Annotated in this window: 19 protein-coding genes and 1 pseudogene; 15 read left to right on the top strand and 5 right to left on the bottom strand. The window is 43.3% G+C overall.

Annotation, left to right across the window (positions count from 1 at the left end):
* Positions 1 to 12: 12 nt before the first annotated feature.
* Positions 13 to 724: pseudogene (locus tag M0696_RS12790) on the bottom strand (YqeB family protein).
* A 334-nt stretch (positions 725 to 1,058) separates the two neighbouring features.
* Here M0696_RS12790 and gnd point away from each other — a divergent pair.
* The gene (gnd, locus tag M0696_RS12785; RefSeq protein WP_222143203.1) at positions 1,059 to 1,952 is read left to right on the top strand and encodes a phosphogluconate dehydrogenase (NAD(+)-dependent, decarboxylating); all 894 of its coding nucleotides are present in this window, start codon (positions 1,059 to 1,061) and stop codon (positions 1,950 to 1,952) included.
* Positions 1,953 to 1,970: 18 nt separating this feature from the next.
* Here the strand turns inward: gnd and M0696_RS12780 are convergent, their stop codons facing one another.
* Positions 1,971 to 2,597, bottom strand: coding sequence for a TVP38/TMEM64 family protein (locus M0696_RS12780; protein ID WP_222143202.1), 627 nt, complete (start codon positions 2,595 to 2,597; stop codon positions 1,971 to 1,973).
* A 190-nt stretch (positions 2,598 to 2,787) separates the two neighbouring features.
* Here M0696_RS12780 and M0696_RS12775 point away from each other — a divergent pair, with 190 nt between their 5' ends.
* The gene (locus M0696_RS12775; protein WP_222143201.1) at positions 2,788 to 3,540 is read left to right on the top strand and encodes a peptidoglycan recognition protein family protein; all 753 of its coding nucleotides are present in this window, start codon (positions 2,788 to 2,790) and stop codon (positions 3,538 to 3,540) included.
* A 247-nt stretch (positions 3,541 to 3,787) separates the two neighbouring features.
* Positions 3,788 to 4,519 carry an SGNH/GDSL hydrolase family protein gene (locus M0696_RS12770; RefSeq protein WP_222143200.1) on the top strand — a complete coding sequence of 244 codons (732 nt, stop codon included), beginning with the start codon at positions 3,788 to 3,790 and terminating at the stop codon, positions 4,517 to 4,519.
* A gap of 304 nt (positions 4,520 to 4,823) precedes the next feature.
* Here M0696_RS12770 and sda read toward each other — a convergent pair whose 3' ends face one another.
* Entirely contained in the window at positions 4,824 to 4,964 is a 141-nt protein-coding gene (gene sda, locus M0696_RS12765; protein ID WP_003226124.1) for a sporulation histidine kinase inhibitor Sda, read from the bottom strand.
* A gap of 360 nt (positions 4,965 to 5,324) precedes the next feature.
* Between sda and M0696_RS12760 the strand changes: the two genes are divergently transcribed.
* Genes M0696_RS12760 through M0696_RS12725 form a run of 8 tightly spaced genes read left to right on the top strand, consistent with a single transcriptional unit; the run spans position 5,325 to position 10,337 of the window.
* The gene (locus M0696_RS12760) at positions 5,325 to 5,843 is read left to right on the top strand and encodes a YqeG family HAD IIIA-type phosphatase (RefSeq protein WP_003226126.1); all 519 of its coding nucleotides are present in this window, start codon (positions 5,325 to 5,327) and stop codon (positions 5,841 to 5,843) included.
* A 3-nt stretch (positions 5,844 to 5,846) separates the two neighbouring features.
* On the top strand, positions 5,847 to 6,947 hold the full coding sequence (gene yqeH, locus M0696_RS12755) for a ribosome biogenesis GTPase YqeH (RefSeq protein WP_166850590.1): 1,101 nt from the start codon (positions 5,847 to 5,849) through the stop codon (positions 6,945 to 6,947).
* An 18-nt stretch (positions 6,948 to 6,965) separates the two neighbouring features.
* On the top strand, positions 6,966 to 7,808 hold the full coding sequence (gene aroE, locus M0696_RS12750; RefSeq protein ID WP_222143199.1) for a shikimate dehydrogenase: 843 nt from the start codon (positions 6,966 to 6,968) through the stop codon (positions 7,806 to 7,808).
* The gene (yhbY, locus tag M0696_RS12745; RefSeq protein WP_003226133.1) at positions 7,802 to 8,092 is read left to right on the top strand and encodes a ribosome assembly RNA-binding protein YhbY; all 291 of its coding nucleotides are present in this window, start codon (positions 7,802 to 7,804) and stop codon (positions 8,090 to 8,092) included. Before aroE ends, yhbY begins: the two co-directional genes overlap by 7 nt.
* A gap of 11 nt (positions 8,093 to 8,103) precedes the next feature.
* Positions 8,104 to 8,673 carry a nicotinate-nucleotide adenylyltransferase gene (locus tag M0696_RS12740; protein ID WP_166850596.1) on the top strand — a complete coding sequence of 190 codons (570 nt, stop codon included), beginning with the start codon at positions 8,104 to 8,106 and terminating at the stop codon, positions 8,671 to 8,673.
* Positions 8,663 to 9,223, top strand: coding sequence for a bis(5'-nucleosyl)-tetraphosphatase (symmetrical) YqeK (gene yqeK, locus M0696_RS12735; protein WP_166850599.1), 561 nt, complete (start codon positions 8,663 to 8,665; stop codon positions 9,221 to 9,223). The genes M0696_RS12740 and yqeK overlap by 11 nt, the downstream gene beginning before the upstream one ends.
* Before the next feature lie 17 nt (positions 9,224 to 9,240).
* A complete protein-coding gene (rsfS, locus tag M0696_RS12730) occupies positions 9,241 to 9,597 on the top strand; it encodes a ribosome silencing factor (protein WP_166850602.1) in 357 nt (118 codons plus the stop codon).
* Positions 9,594 to 10,337 carry a class I SAM-dependent DNA methyltransferase gene (locus tag M0696_RS12725; protein ID WP_222143198.1) on the top strand — a complete coding sequence of 248 codons (744 nt, stop codon included), beginning with the start codon at positions 9,594 to 9,596 and terminating at the stop codon, positions 10,335 to 10,337. The genes rsfS and M0696_RS12725 overlap by 4 nt, the downstream gene beginning before the upstream one ends.
* 65 nt (positions 10,338 to 10,402) lie before the next feature.
* Here M0696_RS12725 and comER read toward each other — a convergent pair whose 3' ends face one another.
* Positions 10,403 to 11,224 (bottom strand): late competence protein ComER, encoded by an 822-nt coding sequence (gene comER / locus M0696_RS12720; RefSeq protein ID WP_222143197.1) that lies wholly within the window; start codon positions 11,222 to 11,224, stop codon positions 10,403 to 10,405.
* 83 nt (positions 11,225 to 11,307) lie between these two features.
* Here comER and M0696_RS12715 point away from each other — a divergent pair, with 83 nt between their 5' ends.
* The 3 genes from M0696_RS12715 (at position 11,308) to M0696_RS12705 (ending at position 14,895) form a co-directional block, all read left to right on the top strand.
* Positions 11,308 to 11,925 (top strand): helix-hairpin-helix domain-containing protein, encoded by a 618-nt coding sequence (locus M0696_RS12715; protein WP_222143196.1) that lies wholly within the window; start codon positions 11,308 to 11,310, stop codon positions 11,923 to 11,925.
* Positions 11,926 to 11,991: 66 nt separating this feature from the next.
* Entirely contained in the window at positions 11,992 to 12,561 is a 570-nt protein-coding gene (locus tag M0696_RS12710) for a ComE operon protein 2 (RefSeq protein WP_222143195.1), read from the top strand.
* Positions 12,562 to 12,564: 3 nt separating this feature from the next.
* On the top strand, positions 12,565 to 14,895 hold the full coding sequence (locus M0696_RS12705; protein WP_222143194.1) for a DNA internalization-related competence protein ComEC/Rec2: 2,331 nt from the start codon (positions 12,565 to 12,567) through the stop codon (positions 14,893 to 14,895).
* Between the two features lie 40 nt (positions 14,896 to 14,935).
* Here M0696_RS12705 and M0696_RS12700 read toward each other — a convergent pair whose 3' ends face one another.
* A complete protein-coding gene (locus tag M0696_RS12700) occupies positions 14,936 to 15,070 on the bottom strand; it encodes a YqzM family protein (RefSeq protein ID WP_003229983.1) in 135 nt (44 codons plus the stop codon).
* Between the two features lie 40 nt (positions 15,071 to 15,110).
* Here M0696_RS12700 and M0696_RS12695 point away from each other — a divergent pair, with 40 nt between their 5' ends.
* Entirely contained in the window at positions 15,111 to 15,260 is a 150-nt protein-coding gene (locus M0696_RS12695; protein WP_166850619.1) for a hypothetical protein, read from the top strand.
* The last annotated feature ends 26 nt before the right edge of the window (positions 15,261 to 15,286 follow it).

Below are 15,286 nucleotides of genomic sequence, written 5' to 3'. Positions count from 1 at the left end.
GAGCCTCTGTTGTTACGATCCTTCGCGATGCTGAATGTTCGGAGGATAGGTTTCTGCTTTTCGCCAATACTGGCGTGTGCCTTCGTCTCGAACAACGATGCCCAGCTGTGCAAGCTCGAGACGGAATTCTTCTACATCGTCTGTTTCCTCGTCTTTCAGCGCTTTGTGACGAGCCTTCAATAAAGCATGAGCGCCTTGAGAGAGGTCCGGTGCATCAGGTATCCACCGGCGAAATTGATCTTTAAACGGATCACCATCTGCTGCCCATTCGTAATGATGCTGTCTAAAGGCCTTCTCGACGTTTACTGGTTTTTTATCAATTTCTTCCCGTGCCAATTCATATCCAGCTGTTCCTAGGAGGACAAGCCGTTTGTGATCGATAAACACAAGAGCGATGTCCTTGGAACGAATCGTTTGCACTTTCTTTCCTTTGATTAATTCCACTGTGTCACCTGTTATCCTTACAGTCAGCAGTAATGAAATAACAGAGTGGGCGAACCAAATCCCCGCAGACATTGAGCAGCGCAGTGATAAATGCAGCTGCCTGAAAAGAGGTGACCAGCCTGAGCGGTCCTTCAAAAGGAATCCACGGAAGGGATAATGCCCATTTCGCAAACTGCGGGATCAAATACCCAATCGTAAGTCCGATGATTGCAAGTGCGGCGTATAAAAAGTATGCAGCGGTTTTCGTAACTCCAATGAGAGTGTGGGATTGATCGTGCAACGTGTCACCTTCTTTTAAAGAAATCGATCTCTTCCCATATTTTAACTCAAGCAGATGGTAAATTAGGATAAACTTGTGGTTTTCATAAAAGGAGAGTCGGTTATAGGGAGATAAAAACATAAGGTTTCCATAAGAAATGCACCTGATTTTGCAGTCGTGCAAGTAAAGCGGCTTATAGTACTTCGGAAAAAGAAAAGCTGATGGTGAACAACATACAAATCAAAATGAAGGGGCGCAGTGAAATTCTGTAAGACATTTGTTTTTTGCGTATCACAATACAATTCAAAGGGAACATAAAGATTATAGGCTTTTTAGCAAACCAGGAGGAACAGACATGAAAATCGGATTAATCGGCTTAGGGAAAATGGGCATTAACATAGGAAAGCAATTCATTGATCGCAATCATCAAGCGGTCGGGTATGATGTAAATCAAGCGGCTGTTGATGAACTGAAAGCATATGGGGCTAGAGGGACAACGAATCTAAAAGAGTTGGTTTCTTCATTAGACACGCCGCGTATACTATGGGTTATGGTGCCGCATGGCGTTGTCGATGCTGTTTTGCGTGATGTGACACCTTTATTAAACAAAGGCGATATTGTCATTGAAGCCGGAAACTCTCATTATAAAGAATCGATTCGCCGCTACAATCAAATGAAAGAAGCGGGTATCCATTATCTTGATGCCGGAACGTCGGGCGGAATGGAAGGCGCGCGCCATGGAGCCTGTTTTATGGTGGGAGGTAATCCCGAAGCATGGGATATTGTAGAGCCGCTGTTTCAGGATACTGCCGTCGAAAACGGATATCTATATGCGGGTGAACCGGGAAGCGGACATTTCTTGAAGATGATCCATAATGGCATTGAGTACGGAATAATGGCGGCGATCGGTGAAGGATTCGAAGTACTTGATAACAGCCAATTTGATTTTGACTACGAAAAAGTTGCGAGAGTGTGGAATCATGGCTCTGTCATTCGCTCTTGGCTCATGGGGCTGACTGAGCGAGCATTCTCTAAAGATGCAAAGCTGGATCAGATCAAAGGCATTATGCATTCCTCAGGTGAAGGGAAATGGACAGTGGAAACAGCACTTGAACTGCAAACGGCAACTCCGGTGATCGCCATGTCGCTGCTGATGAGATACCGTTCTTTAACAAACGATACGTTTACAGGAAAGGTTGTGGCTGCACTTCGGAATGAATTCGGTGGCCATGCAACAGAAAAAAAGTAAGGGGGCAAACAGGCCTCCTTATTTTTTTTGTGCCTTCAGCAGATGAGGGAACTTTTTATAAATGATCAGCATCATGATCAGAATGTAGGCTCCGTAAATACTGAAGGACAGTAATTTATTGCTGGTAAAATTAGCACCAGCAATGGTGACAACGATAATATTCGGGATTTTTCCTATTAAAGACGCGAAGAAAAAAACATGCCAGCGAACCTGACTCAGTCCACATATCACGTTCATGACAAGAGAAGGAATGACCGGAATAAGTCTTCCTAGTAAAACAGCGGCAAAAGCATTTTTGTGGAAGAGAGCCTCGTAGCTTTGGATGGCAGGATAGGCCTGAACTTTTTTTCTGGCCCAATCTCTAAAGCTGTACCTGGCGAGAAAAAACAGCATCATTGTACCAAGCATTGAGCCGGTTAATGTAATCCAAATCCCATTGGCCATTCCGAACACAGCGCCATTTAAAGCGGCAACCAAAGCAAACGGCACAATTGGGAAAAAAACATCGGCAGCAATCAGCAGCATACTGAATAAAACAGAAAACAGCCCTCCTGCTTTGATCGCATCAAGCCAAGCTTCTTTCTGAAAAAAAACGACTGCAATGATCGTAAACACCACGATGATACCTAGAATCTTTTTGAACATGTCTATGGTCACTCCCAACTAAGATGATGTCAGGAGCCAAAACCTCCGTCATCTAGGGTTAGTATAACTGGTGTCATTTCAACGGTTCAACTGAAAATCATGTTTGGGAACACAATTCTTTTTTATCTTGTAAAATAGGCTGTCCATCTCTCTGTTTGCTGCATTCTTTAATAGTAGGGAGGGATGTGAAATGGTAACGATAAAAAAGGATTTTATTCCGGCATCGAACGATAATCGTCCTGGCTATGCGATGACTCCTGCTTACATTACGGTGCATAATACGGCAAATACCGAAAAAGGCGCAGATGCGAAAATGCACGCCAATTATGTGAAAAATCCAAGCACATCTGTCAGCTGGCATTTTACAGTTGATGATTCAGTCATCTATCAGCATCTTCCGATAGATGAAAACGGCTGGCATGCGGGCGACGGCACAAATGGGACAGGGAACCGCAAATCGATCGGGATTGAAATCTGCGAAAATGCTGACGGCGATTTTGAAAAAGCAACAGCAAATGCCCAGTGGCTGATCCGAAAACTAATGAAGGAAAACAACATTCCGCTGAAACATGTGGTTCCCCACAAAAAATGGTCCGGAAAAGAATGTCCGCGCAAACTCTTGGATCACTGGAACTCTTTTATAAACGGAATTTCTTCCTCCGATACACCTCCAAAAGAGTCATCTCCAACATATCCGCTGCCGTCAGGAATTATCAAACTCACTTCGCCTTACCGAAAGGGCACGAAAGTCCTGCAGCTGCAAAAGGCTTTAGCCGCGCTTCATTTTTATCCTGATAAGGGTGCCAAAAATAATGGGATAGATGGGGTTTACGGACCAAAAACAGCGAATGCCGTCAAGCGTTTTCAGCTCATGAACGGATTAACTGCAGACGGTATCTATGGACCAAAAACTAAGGCCAAGCTTAAATCGAAGTTAAAGTGAATGCTGAATTCAAGGGATAACCTGTTTCCAGTGTGGATTCAGGTTATTTTCTATCCTATTCATTGCGTGTTTTTTCAATGGAGAAGAAGGGAATTTGAAAAGAATCACCTGATATGTCGCATTGAAAAGAATGATTTTCATTGAGGGGGACACGTTAACTATAGAAAAAACAGTGCACGAAAAACTCTTCGTTGAATGAAGGGAAACAGAGGTATAACATTAAGGTGAGGATTTTGGGGGTGTAAAGATGAAGCATTTTTTCATCCTTTTCCTGTTGCTGTTCGTTACAGCAGGATGCGAGGGAAGGGGATATGAAGATGTTGTAGCATTTGGTGACAGTAATACGCGAGGCTCTAATTGGGATTATCGTGATTATCCAAAAGCACAACAGTGGGTCAATATATTAAAAACGGCTGAACGAGGAAAGCTTGATATACTCAATGCGGGAATTGGCGGACAGACGACAGAGGATGCCCGTCTGCGGTTTCAGACAGATGTGCTGGATCAAAAACCGAAGTATTTGTTTATTATGTTCGGCACAAATGACGCCGCGATACTGACTGAGGGGAAACCGAGAGTGTCGAAGCAGCGTTTTAGAGAAAATCTGGTTTATTTTATTAAAGAAAGCAGAGAACACGAGATCAAGCCAATCCTAATGACATGTATCCCAATTATTGAAGGAAACGGGAAGCATCATCTGTTTTACTATTCGAGATATAAAGCAGCTGCTTTTGAACCGAAAGGCGGGGCGAGGAAATGGCACAACTCATACAACGATATTACAAGAGATGTGTCGAAGCGCCTGGATGTCCCTCTTGTAGACAACTGGAAGCATTTTATAGAAGCAGACGGCGGAAAAGCAACCGATGAAGCGCTTATCCAATCCGGTCTGATAGATCCTTCAGGCAATCATATGACACCTAAAGGGGCAAGGATTGTATATGAAGGAATACAAGATGGGCAGGTTTTGACGTACTGAGCCGGACAACGGCCTAAGCCGTTTTATTTCTCCTACATAGGCTGTTATAAACCTTATTTAAGGAGGCGCTTCACATGTATGGCGCAGGCAGAGCATATGGATACGCTTTTATTGTTGTTTTAGTTGTTGTTCTCCTAGTTGTGGGCGGCATATATTGGTTAGCGTAGGAACCGGCCCTTTAAAACACCTCTTTTAGGGGTGTTTTTTGCTGAAAACAGTAGTAAAGCCCGTAACTGAAGTGATATAATATCAGTCATCTGAGTAAAAAAAGGAAATACGCCCGGAAAAAATAGACAAATTCCTATTAAGAAGATACGGAAATAATATGTCCGAGCGATCTTCTTTTTATTTCGTTTTCAATTAACTCGATAAAGTCACGGTTTAAATTCATTTCGGTGGCTTTGAAATAAGATTCTATTAGTAATTCATCAGACAGTTTTCTCATGCTAGGAACCCAATTAATGGGAGAGACACCTCCTTAAAAGTTGGAATCATTCATGATTTTAACGCATACATTGATAAGTTGCGTTCATCTGTGGCTGAAGTTATCTTTAATCTACCATGAATTGCATATAAGAACAATCGTTCTGTTATCCACACCAGAAAGTGGATAACTTGTGAGTATCGTGTTTATAATTTGTCTAAAGAGTGATGTAATAAGAGTGGATAGTGTGTGTAATTTTATCCACACCTGGTGAAGAAACCCAATTTTTGTCGAAATTTTTTTGCTCAGTTTTTCTTTAGGCGCAAGTTCGATTTTTTTCGACAATCATTTTGAGAGAAAGAAAAGGGAAGGGTGCGGGTTTTGTTAAAAAAGTTTTTTTTACCTGACGAGTTTGTAAAAAATATTTTTCATATTACACCTGAGAAATTAAAAGAACGAAATGTAAAAGGAATTATTACCGACCTGGATAATACGCTTGTTGAGTGGGACAGACCAAACGCGACGCCGCGTTTGATCGAGTGGTTTGAAGAAATGAAGGAGCACGGCATTAAAGTGACGATTGTCTCTAATAATAATGAGAGAAGAGTAAAACTTTTCTCAGAACCGCTTGGAATCCCATTCATCTACAAAGCAAGAAAACCGATGGGCAAAGCCTTTAACAGAGCGGTGCGCAATATGGAGCTAAAAAAAGAGGACTGCGTTGTCATAGGAGACCAGCTGCTGACCGATGTACTCGGAGGAAACCGAAACGGCTACCATACAATTTTGGTCGTGCCTGTCGCTTCCTCTGATGGATTCATTACGCGCTTTAACCGCCAGGTCGAACGCAGAATACTGAGTGCTCTCAAACGAAAAGGGCACATTCAGTGGGAGGAGTAAGAAATGGAAAAGGTTGTTTGTATCGGCTGCGGAGTTACAATCCAAACCGAGGACAAAACAGGTCTGGGATACGCGCCGCCTGCATCGCTTACGAAAGAGAATGTGATTTGCCAGCGCTGCTTCAGACTGAAAAACTATAATGAAATACAAGATGTTTCCTTAACAGATGATGATTTCTTAAATATTCTTCATGGTATTGGGGAAACGGATTCTCTCGTTGTTAAAATTGTTGATATTTTTGATTTTAACGGCAGCTGGATCAATGGGCTGCAACGCTTGGTGGGAGGAAACCCTATCTTATTGGTTGGAAATAAAGCGGATATTTTGCCTAAGTCTTTGAAAAGAGAGCGTCTGATCCAGTGGATGAAGCGTGAAGCGAAAGAGCTTGGCTTAAAACCGGTTGACGTGTTTTTGGTCAGTGCGGGACGCGGCCAGGGGATCAGAGAAGTGATTGATGCGATTGAGCATTATCGCAACGGAAAAGACGTCTATGTTGTTGGATGTACCAATGTAGGGAAGTCAACCTTTATTAACCGGGTTATTAAAGAAGTGTCAGGTGAAGAAGATATTATTACGACATCCCAATTTCCTGGCACAACTCTTGATGCAATTGAAATCCCGCTGGACGACGGCTCAGCGCTTTATGATACACCGGGAATTATCAACCATCATCAAATGGCGCACTATGTCAATAAAAAGGATCTTAAAATCCTATCTCCTAAAAAGGAGCTGAAACCTCGCACATTTCAGCTTAACGATCAGCAAACACTGTATTTTGGCGGGCTTGCAAGGTTCGATTATGTGTCCGGAGAAAGGGCTCCTTTTATTTGCTATATGCCGAATGAGCTGATGATTCATAGGACAAAACTGGAAAATGCAGACGCGCTTTATGAAAAGCATGCAGGGGAATTGCTCACACCTCCGGGAAAAGATGAAATGGATGAGTTTCCGGAATTGGTCGCCCATACGTTTACGATAAAAGACAAAAAGACAGATATCGTTTTCTCAGGGTTAGGCTGGGTAACAGTGCATGACGCCGATAAAAAAGTAACTGCTTACGCGCCTAAAGGCGTTCACGTATTTGTTCGGCGCTCATTAATTTAATGAAAAGGGGAGAGGAGTATGAAAAAGCTGTACGGAGTTATCGGAAATCCGATTGGCCATTCCATGTCACCTGATATTCATAACGCATCATTGAAAGATCTCGGTCTAGACGGACATTACCATGCTTTCAAGGTAGAAGAGGATGATCTGGAAGATGCGGTAAAAGGAATAAAAGCACTTGGCGTACAAGGAATCAATGTGACTGTTCCGCATAAGGTTTCCATTATGGATTACCTGGATCATATTGATGATAGTGCAAAAGTGATCGGTGCCGTAAATACGGTCAGAAGAGAGGGAGACAAGCTTGTTGGATACAATACCGACGGGGAAGGCTTTGTGAAGTCATTAATGAAGGTATTGGATAAGCCCATCTCTGAACTGTCATTCTTAATGATCGGCGCGGGCGGAGCGGCAAGAGCCATTTTCACAACAATTGCCCGCAATGTTCCGATAAAGTTTGACATTTGCAACCGGACGTTGGAAAAAGCAAAGCAGCTTACAGAATCCACTCCCTCGTTTCACAATAAAGAAGTGTTAAGCATAAAAGAAGCAGAAGCAAGGCTTGAGCAGTATGATGTTATTATCCATACAACGTCTGTGGGCATGTATCCGAACGTGAACGATGTGCCGATTTCATTACAGCGTGCCGCAAGCAGTGCCGTCGTATGTGATATCGTGTATAATCCAATTCAGACGGCTCTTTTAAAAGAAGCAAACCAAAAAGGCCTGAAAACACTCGATGGAGTGGGCATGTTTGTTGAACAAGCAGCATTGTCTTTCCAACTGTGGACTGGACAAGAGCCTGATATTGAAAAAATGAGATCAATTGTCATAGGAAAATTAGGAGGAACAGAATGTTAACAGGTAAACAAAAACGTTTTTTGCGCTCAAAAGCGCATCATTTAACGCCGATTTTTCAAGTAGGTAAAGGCGGAGTAAACGACAACATGATTAAGCAAATTGCTGAGGCGCTTGAAGCGAGAGAGCTGATTAAAGTAAGTGTTCTTCAGAATTGCGAAGAGGATAAAAACGATGTAGCGGAAGCCCTAGTAAAAGGAAGCCGCTCTCAATTGGTGCAGACAATCGGCAATACGATTGTGTTATATAAGGAATCAAAGGAAAATAAACAAATCGAGCTTCCTTAAAGGTGGTTGAAATGAAGAAAATCGGAATTTTCGGAGGCACGTTTGATCCTCCGCATAACGGTCACCTCTTAATGGCCAATGAGGTGCTGTATCAAGCGGGGCTTGATGAAATTTGGTTTATGCCCAATCAAATTCCGCCGCATAAACAGGACGAAAACTATACGGACAGCTTTCATCGCGTGGAAATGCTGAAGCTTGCGATTCAGTCTAATCCGTCCTTTAAGTTGGAACTCGCTGAAATGGAAAGAGAAGGGCCTTCATATACCTTTGATACCGTTTCTTTACTGAAGCAGCGTTATCCGAATGATCAGTTGTTTTTTATTATCGGTGCCGATATGATTGAATATTTGCCGAAATGGTATAAGCTGGACGAGCTGCTGAACCTCATTCAATTTATTGGAGTAAAGCGCCCCGGTTTTCATGTTGAAACCCCTTATCCGCTTCTCTTTGCAGACGTTCCGGAATTTGAGGTATCATCAACTATGATAAGAGAACGGTTTAAAAGCAAGAAGCCCACTGACTACTTAATCCCTGACAAAGTGAAGAAGTATGTAGAGGAGAATGGTTTATATGAATCGTGAGGAGGCACTTGCATGCGTTAAGCAGCAATTGACCGAACACCGATATACCCACACTATTGGCGTGATGAACACGGCGATCGAACTTGCGGAGCGTTTTGGAGCCGACCCTAAAAAAGCGGAAACAGCAGCTATCTTTCATGATTACGCCAAATTCCGCCCGAAAGAAGAAATGAAACAAATTATTGCGCGAGAAAAAATGCCTTCACATTTATTGGATCATAATCCGGAGCTATGGCACGCTCCGGTCGGCGCTTATTTGGTCCAAAGAGAAGCTGGAGTTCAAGATGAAGACATTCTTGACGCCATCAGGTATCATACCTCTGGGCGGCCTGGCATGACACTTTTAGAAAAAGTCATTTACGTTGCCGATTACATTGAGCCCAACCGGGCATTTCCCGGTGTCGATGAGGTACGTAAACTTGCTGAGACAGATTTAAATCAAGCGCTGATTCAATCCATCAAAAATACAATGATGTTTCTTATGAAAAAAAATCAACCGGTTTTTCCAGACACATTTTCAACGTATAACTGGCTTGTGTCTGGCAACTGAACAGGAGGAATTTGTGAATGAACCAAAAGTCCATTTTAAAGATCGCAGCTGCGGCTTGCGATGATAAACGGGCAGAGGATATTTTAGCACTGGATATGGAAGGCATTTCTCTGGTTGCTGATTATTTTCTGATCTGCCACGGGAATTCAGATAAACAGGTGCAAGCGATTGCCCGTGAAATCAAAGATCAAGCTGAAGAAAACGGCATTCAAGTCAAAAAGATGGAAGGCTTCGATGAAGCAAGATGGGTGCTCGTTGATCTTGGTGATGTGATTGTCCATGTCTTCCACAAGGACGAAAGAAGCTACTACAACCTTGAAAAGCTGTGGGGGGACGCTCCGCTCGCAGATCTTGAGCTTGGATTGAACCAATGATTTACCAAGGCTTTGCAAGCGTGTATGACGAGTTAATGTCACACGCACCTTACGATCAATGGACAAAGTGGATTGAAACATCTCTCCCGGAAAAAGGCCGTATCCTCGATCTTGCATGCGGCACGGGAGAAATCTCAATCCGGCTTGCCGACAAAGGCTTCGAGGTCACGGGGATCGACCTCAGTGAGGAAATGCTTTCCTACGCCCAGCAAAAGGTCTCTAGTAACCAGCCTATTCTTTTTCTTCAGCAGGATATGAGAGAGATTACCGGCTTTGATGGCCAGTTTGACGCTGTTGCGATATGCTGTGACTCATTAAATTATTTAAAATCGAAAAATGATGTGATCGAAACCTTTAAAAGTGTATTTCGAGTGCTGAAGCCTGGAGGCATTTTGTTGTTTGATGTTCACTCATCTTATAAAATGGCCGAAGTCTTTCCGGATAGCACATTTGCTGACCAAGATGAAGATATCAGCTATATTTGGCAGAGCTTTGCCGGAAGTGAAGAGCTTTCTGTCATTCATGACATGTCTTTTTTTGTGTGGAACGGAGAGGCGTATGACCGCTTTGATGAGACGCACGAGCAAAGAACGTTCCCGGTGGATGAATACGAAGAGATGCTGAAGAGCTGCGGCTTTCAGCTTCATCGCGTGACAGCTGATTTTACGGATTCAGAGCCGTCAGCACAATCAGAACGCCTATTTTTCAAGGCGCAGAAATCAAAAACCATCGTTTCCTAAGACGATGGTTTTTTAAAACGCTTTTTTATGTTTTTGCAGTACAGACAAACATATGACATACTCGTCTACACATGAAACTGCTTCTTCACTGCGGATATATCCTCTTCGTATTTCAAATGAGTATTTTGAAATACCCGGTGAAACATATCCTGCACACCGCTTTCCAGCGCTTTAATGCCTTCTCCTGTCACACCGCCTTTAACGCAAACCTTTTCCTGTAATGCTGGCAGGCTATACAATTCGGTTTCTAACAGTTTTCCCATTCCGACAAGCATTTCCTTACACATTAGAATAGCGTCCTGTTTGGACACTGACGTTTCTGAAACTGCTGCATCTATAAACCGCTGAATCAGATAGCTCATAAAAGCGGGACCGCAGCTTACGATATCTGATGCCACTCTCGTGATGTCACTTTCAATTTGCAGCGGATGAGAGATATGCTTCATCAGCTCATTGATTTTCGCTTTTGCAGCTTCTCCGCAGCTTGTGCCGAAAGTGACGAGAGACACGCCCGCCAGCGCCCTGTTCGTAATACTTGGGATCACTCGCGCCACTTGACACGGCACATACTGTTCGAGCTGTTCGGTTTGAACTGGGCTTGTAATTGAAATGAGAATATGATCCTTTCTTAAATAAGGTAACGCTCTTGCGAGTAAAGGGTATATATCCAACGGCTTAACACAAATAAAAATCATCTCGTTTTCAGAAACAAGCCTTTCCAGACTTTCTGTTACGCTTATGCTGTTGTAGCGGTTTTTTATGTGCAACGCTTTTTCAATTGTGCGGTTTGTGATTGTTATGTTTGAGGGATCGGCTGCTTTTGATTCAATAAATGATTCTATAAGGATCGTACCCATATTTCCTGTGCCGATAAAGCCTATCTTCAATGGTTTCCCCTCCTTTTAGCTATTATCCTCTAAACCATATGTGTTATGAAAATAAAATATGACGAAAGCGAGGAACATGCACAATGAATTGGTTGAATCAGCATAAGAAAGCAATTGTTTTAGCTGCTTCTGCGGCTGTTTTCATAGCGGTTATTGTCTTCCTGGCCAGCGGAAAAAACAAAGAGCCGGTGAAGCACGCTGTATCAACTGAGACAGAAAATACGGAGGTAAAGCAGGAAGAAGTCAAAGACGAGTCAAACGAAACAATTGTGATTGACATCAAAGGTGCTGTTCAGCATCCTGGCGTTTATGAAATGCGAACAGGGGATAGAGTGTCTCAGGCAATTGAGAAAGCAGGCGGAACCAGTGAACAAGCAGACGAAATGCAAGTGAATTTGGCGGAGCTGCTGCAGGACGGGATAGTAGTGTACATCCCGAAAAGGGGGGAGGAGTCAGCGGTGCAGCAAGCAGCCGGAGGCGCTATCCAGAGCGATGGAGGGAAGGGGGCGCTGGTAAATATCAATACAGCAACCTTAGAGGAATTACAAGGCATCTCAGGGGTGGGGCCATCCAAAGCTGAAGCTATTATTGCATACCGGGAAGAAAACGGGCGTTTCCAGACAATTGAAGATATCACGAAGGTTTCAGGAATCGGTGAAAAGTCGTTTGAGAAAATAAAGTCCTCCATTACAGTAAAGTGATTTGACGGTCATGCATAATGATAGGTAAACTAAAGGTCAGGCAACACACAATTTGGAGGGAACAACGTGGAACGAATTTCATGGAATCAATACTTTATGGCTCAAAGCCATTTACTGGCGCTGCGCAGCACCTGCCCTAGATTGTCTGTCGGCGCTACTATAGTCAGAGACAAACGCATGATTGCAGGAGGCTATAACGGGTCAATCGCTGGCGGCGTGCATTGTGCAGATGAAGGATGCCTTATGATAGATGATCATTGCGCAAGAACGATTCACGCTGAAATGAATGCAATTCTTCAATGCTCTAAGTTCGGGGTGCCGACTGATGGAGCAGAGATCTATGTGACGCATTATCCGTGCATTCAATGCTGTAAATCTATCATACAGGCTGGTATCAAAACGGTTTATTATGCTGAGGATTACAAAACAAATCCTTATGCACAGGAATTATTTGAACAGGCGGATGTAACTGTTGAACAGGTTGAACTCGCTGAAATGATCGTCGATCTGAAAAACAGGGAAAAGCTTTCATTTGTAGCTGGTCTTTTAGAGAAACTGGCGGATGCTGGTCTGGCAGAGGAAGATTTGAAAAAGATACATGAACAGGCGAATACACTTTTCACGAGCTATGTGTGATTAATGCGTAATTCGCGTTTGTTATTGCCTTTGGCGGCAGCTTCGGCGACAGCTGGAATTACTGCCGCCGTTTATATCTCCGCTGTTTTTCTTTTCTTCCTCTTTTTCCTCATCATTTTAATCAAAACGAGACACGCTTTTCTCATTTTTGTTTGTTTCTTCTCTTTTATGTTATTTTTTGCACTTCATGCAGTCACAGATTCCCAGAATGTCTCTTTATATCAGCGGGGCACCTATCAAGTCAAGGCAGTGATTGACAGTATTCCTAAAATTGATGGTGACCGTATGTCTATGGTAGTTAAGACGCCTGATAGTGAAAAATGGGCCGCATCGTATCGCATTCAGTCTGCTGATGAAAAGGATCGGCTGTCATATGTAGAACCGGGAATGGCATGTGAATTAACTGGTTCATTGGAAGAACCGAAACATTCAACTGTGCCGGGTACATTTGATTATAACGAATATCTTTACCGACAGCATATTCACTGGAACTATTCTGTCACATCGATCCAAAATTGCAGCGAACCTGCAAATGTCAGGCATAAGCTGCTCAGTTTGAGAAAATACATCGTATCATTCACAAACGATTTGCTGCCTCCTGACTCGGCAGGAATCGTACAAGCACTTACAGTCGGTGACAGATTTTATGTGGAGGACGAAGTACTTAACGCGTATCAAAAGCTCGGTGTCGTCCATCTCTTGACGATTTCAGGACTTCACGTCGGCATTTTGACAGCTGGCTTGTTTTATATCATGATCCGTATTGGTATAACAAGAGAAAAGGCGTCAATCCTGTTGCTGTTATTTCTGCCGCTCTATGTGATATTGACTGGTGCTGCTCCTTCAGTGCTTCGCGCAGCGCTGATGTCAGGCATTTACTTAACTGGAAGTCTAGTGAAATGGCGTGTAGATTCAGTCGCTGCAATCTGCCTTTCATACATCGTCCTCTTGCTCTTCAATCCTTACCATCTCTTCGAAGCGGGTTTTCAGCTGTCATTCGCCGTCAGTTTTTCTTTGATACTTTCCTCTTCTATTTTTCAGCAAGTCAAAACCTTCTTAGGTCAGCTGATAATGGTATCGATGATCGCTCAGCTGGGCTCACTTCCTGTTCTCCTGTATCATTTCCAGCAGTTTTCTATGATCAGTATGCCGATGAACATCGTGCTTGTTCCTTTTTATACGTTCTATGTTTTGCCGGGCGCTATTGCAGGTGTTTTTCTATTAAGCCTTTCAGCATCGGCCGGTCAATTGTTCTTCCGCTGTTTTGATTTCTTGATGAGCTGGACCAACAAGCTGATTACAAAAATTGCAGAGATTGATGTATTCACGATCATCTTTGCACGTCCCGCACCTGCTCTGCTCTTTTTGTTCACGGCCACAATCATTCTATTGCTTATGGTGATTGAAAAACGCTCCGTTTCGCAGTTGATGGCAACTGGCGGTATGTGCTGCGCTGTGCTCTGTCTTCTCTTTATTTTTCCTCGTCTAAGTTCTGAAGGAGAGGTCGATATGATTGATATTGGGCAGGGTGACAGCATGTTTGTAGGTGCTCCTCATCAGCGTGGCCATGTCTTAATTGATACTGGCGGCACTTTGTCTTACTCGTCAGAGCCTTGGCGGGAAAAACAGCATCCTTTTTCACTGGGAGAAAAGGTGCTGATTCCGTTTTTAACTGCCAAAGGAATCAAACAGCTTGATGCCTTAATTTTAACGCACGCTGATCAAGATCATATCGGAGAGGCAGTGACTCTGTTGAAGCATCATAAAGTGAAGCGCCTCTTGATTCCGAAAGGGTTCGTCTCAGAACCTAAAGACGAAAAAGTGCTGCAGGCAGCCAGAGAGGAGGGAGTGCCAATTGAAGAGGTGAAGCGAGGGGATGTATTGCAAATAAAGGATTTGCAGTTTCATGTACTGTCACCGGAAACACCTGATCCGGCAAGCAAAAATAATTCTTCTCTCGTTCTGTGGATGAGAACGGGCAGTATGAGCTGGGTATTGACGGGTGATCTGGAGAAAGAAGGGGAACAGGAGGTAATGAACGTGTTTCCGAATATAAAAGCAGACGTTTTAAAGGTGGGGCACCATGGAAGCAAAGGCTCTACCGGTGAAGAATTCATCAAACAGCTTCAGCCGAAAACGGCCATTATCTCGGCCGGGGAAAACAATCGGTACCATCATCCCCATCAAGAAGTTCTTCAAATATTACAGAGACATTCCATCCGCGTGCTCCGCACCGATCAAAACGGAACGATCCAATATAGATATAAAAACAGAGTTGGAACCTTTTCTGTCTATCCTCCATATGATACATCAGATATAACAGAGACGAACTAAAAAAAGACTGCCGAGAAATCAGCAGCCCGGGCAGTCGCTGTTATGAACCAACCAGGTGAATAACCGTTGCCATAACAAACAAGAAGGCGAAAAATCCGAAGGACACAACAAAACCAACAGCTGAATCTACAGCATCATTTCGTTTGCTTTGAACGTTTTTTTCAAAATCATTCAACTTTATCCCTCCTGACTGATTTAAGTATAATGGAATCGTTTTGAAAAATCTAGAAGCTAAGGTAACGTTTTCTGTTCTGGTGATTATCGCCTTTTTACAAGCTGTCCCGGGGGCTTGCAAACTGGCGTTTAATATAAATGGGGAAGCAGCAGTCAGGCTTCCTCTTTACTATTTTGCAAACTCAATTTAGGATAGAAGGGGATGACGAAAGAGAGG

The organism is Bacillus rugosus, assembly GCF_023238245.1.
GTDB lineage: Bacteria > Bacillota > Bacilli > Bacillales > Bacillaceae > Bacillus > Bacillus rugosus.
This window is presented reverse-complemented; position numbering and strand designations above follow the sequence as displayed.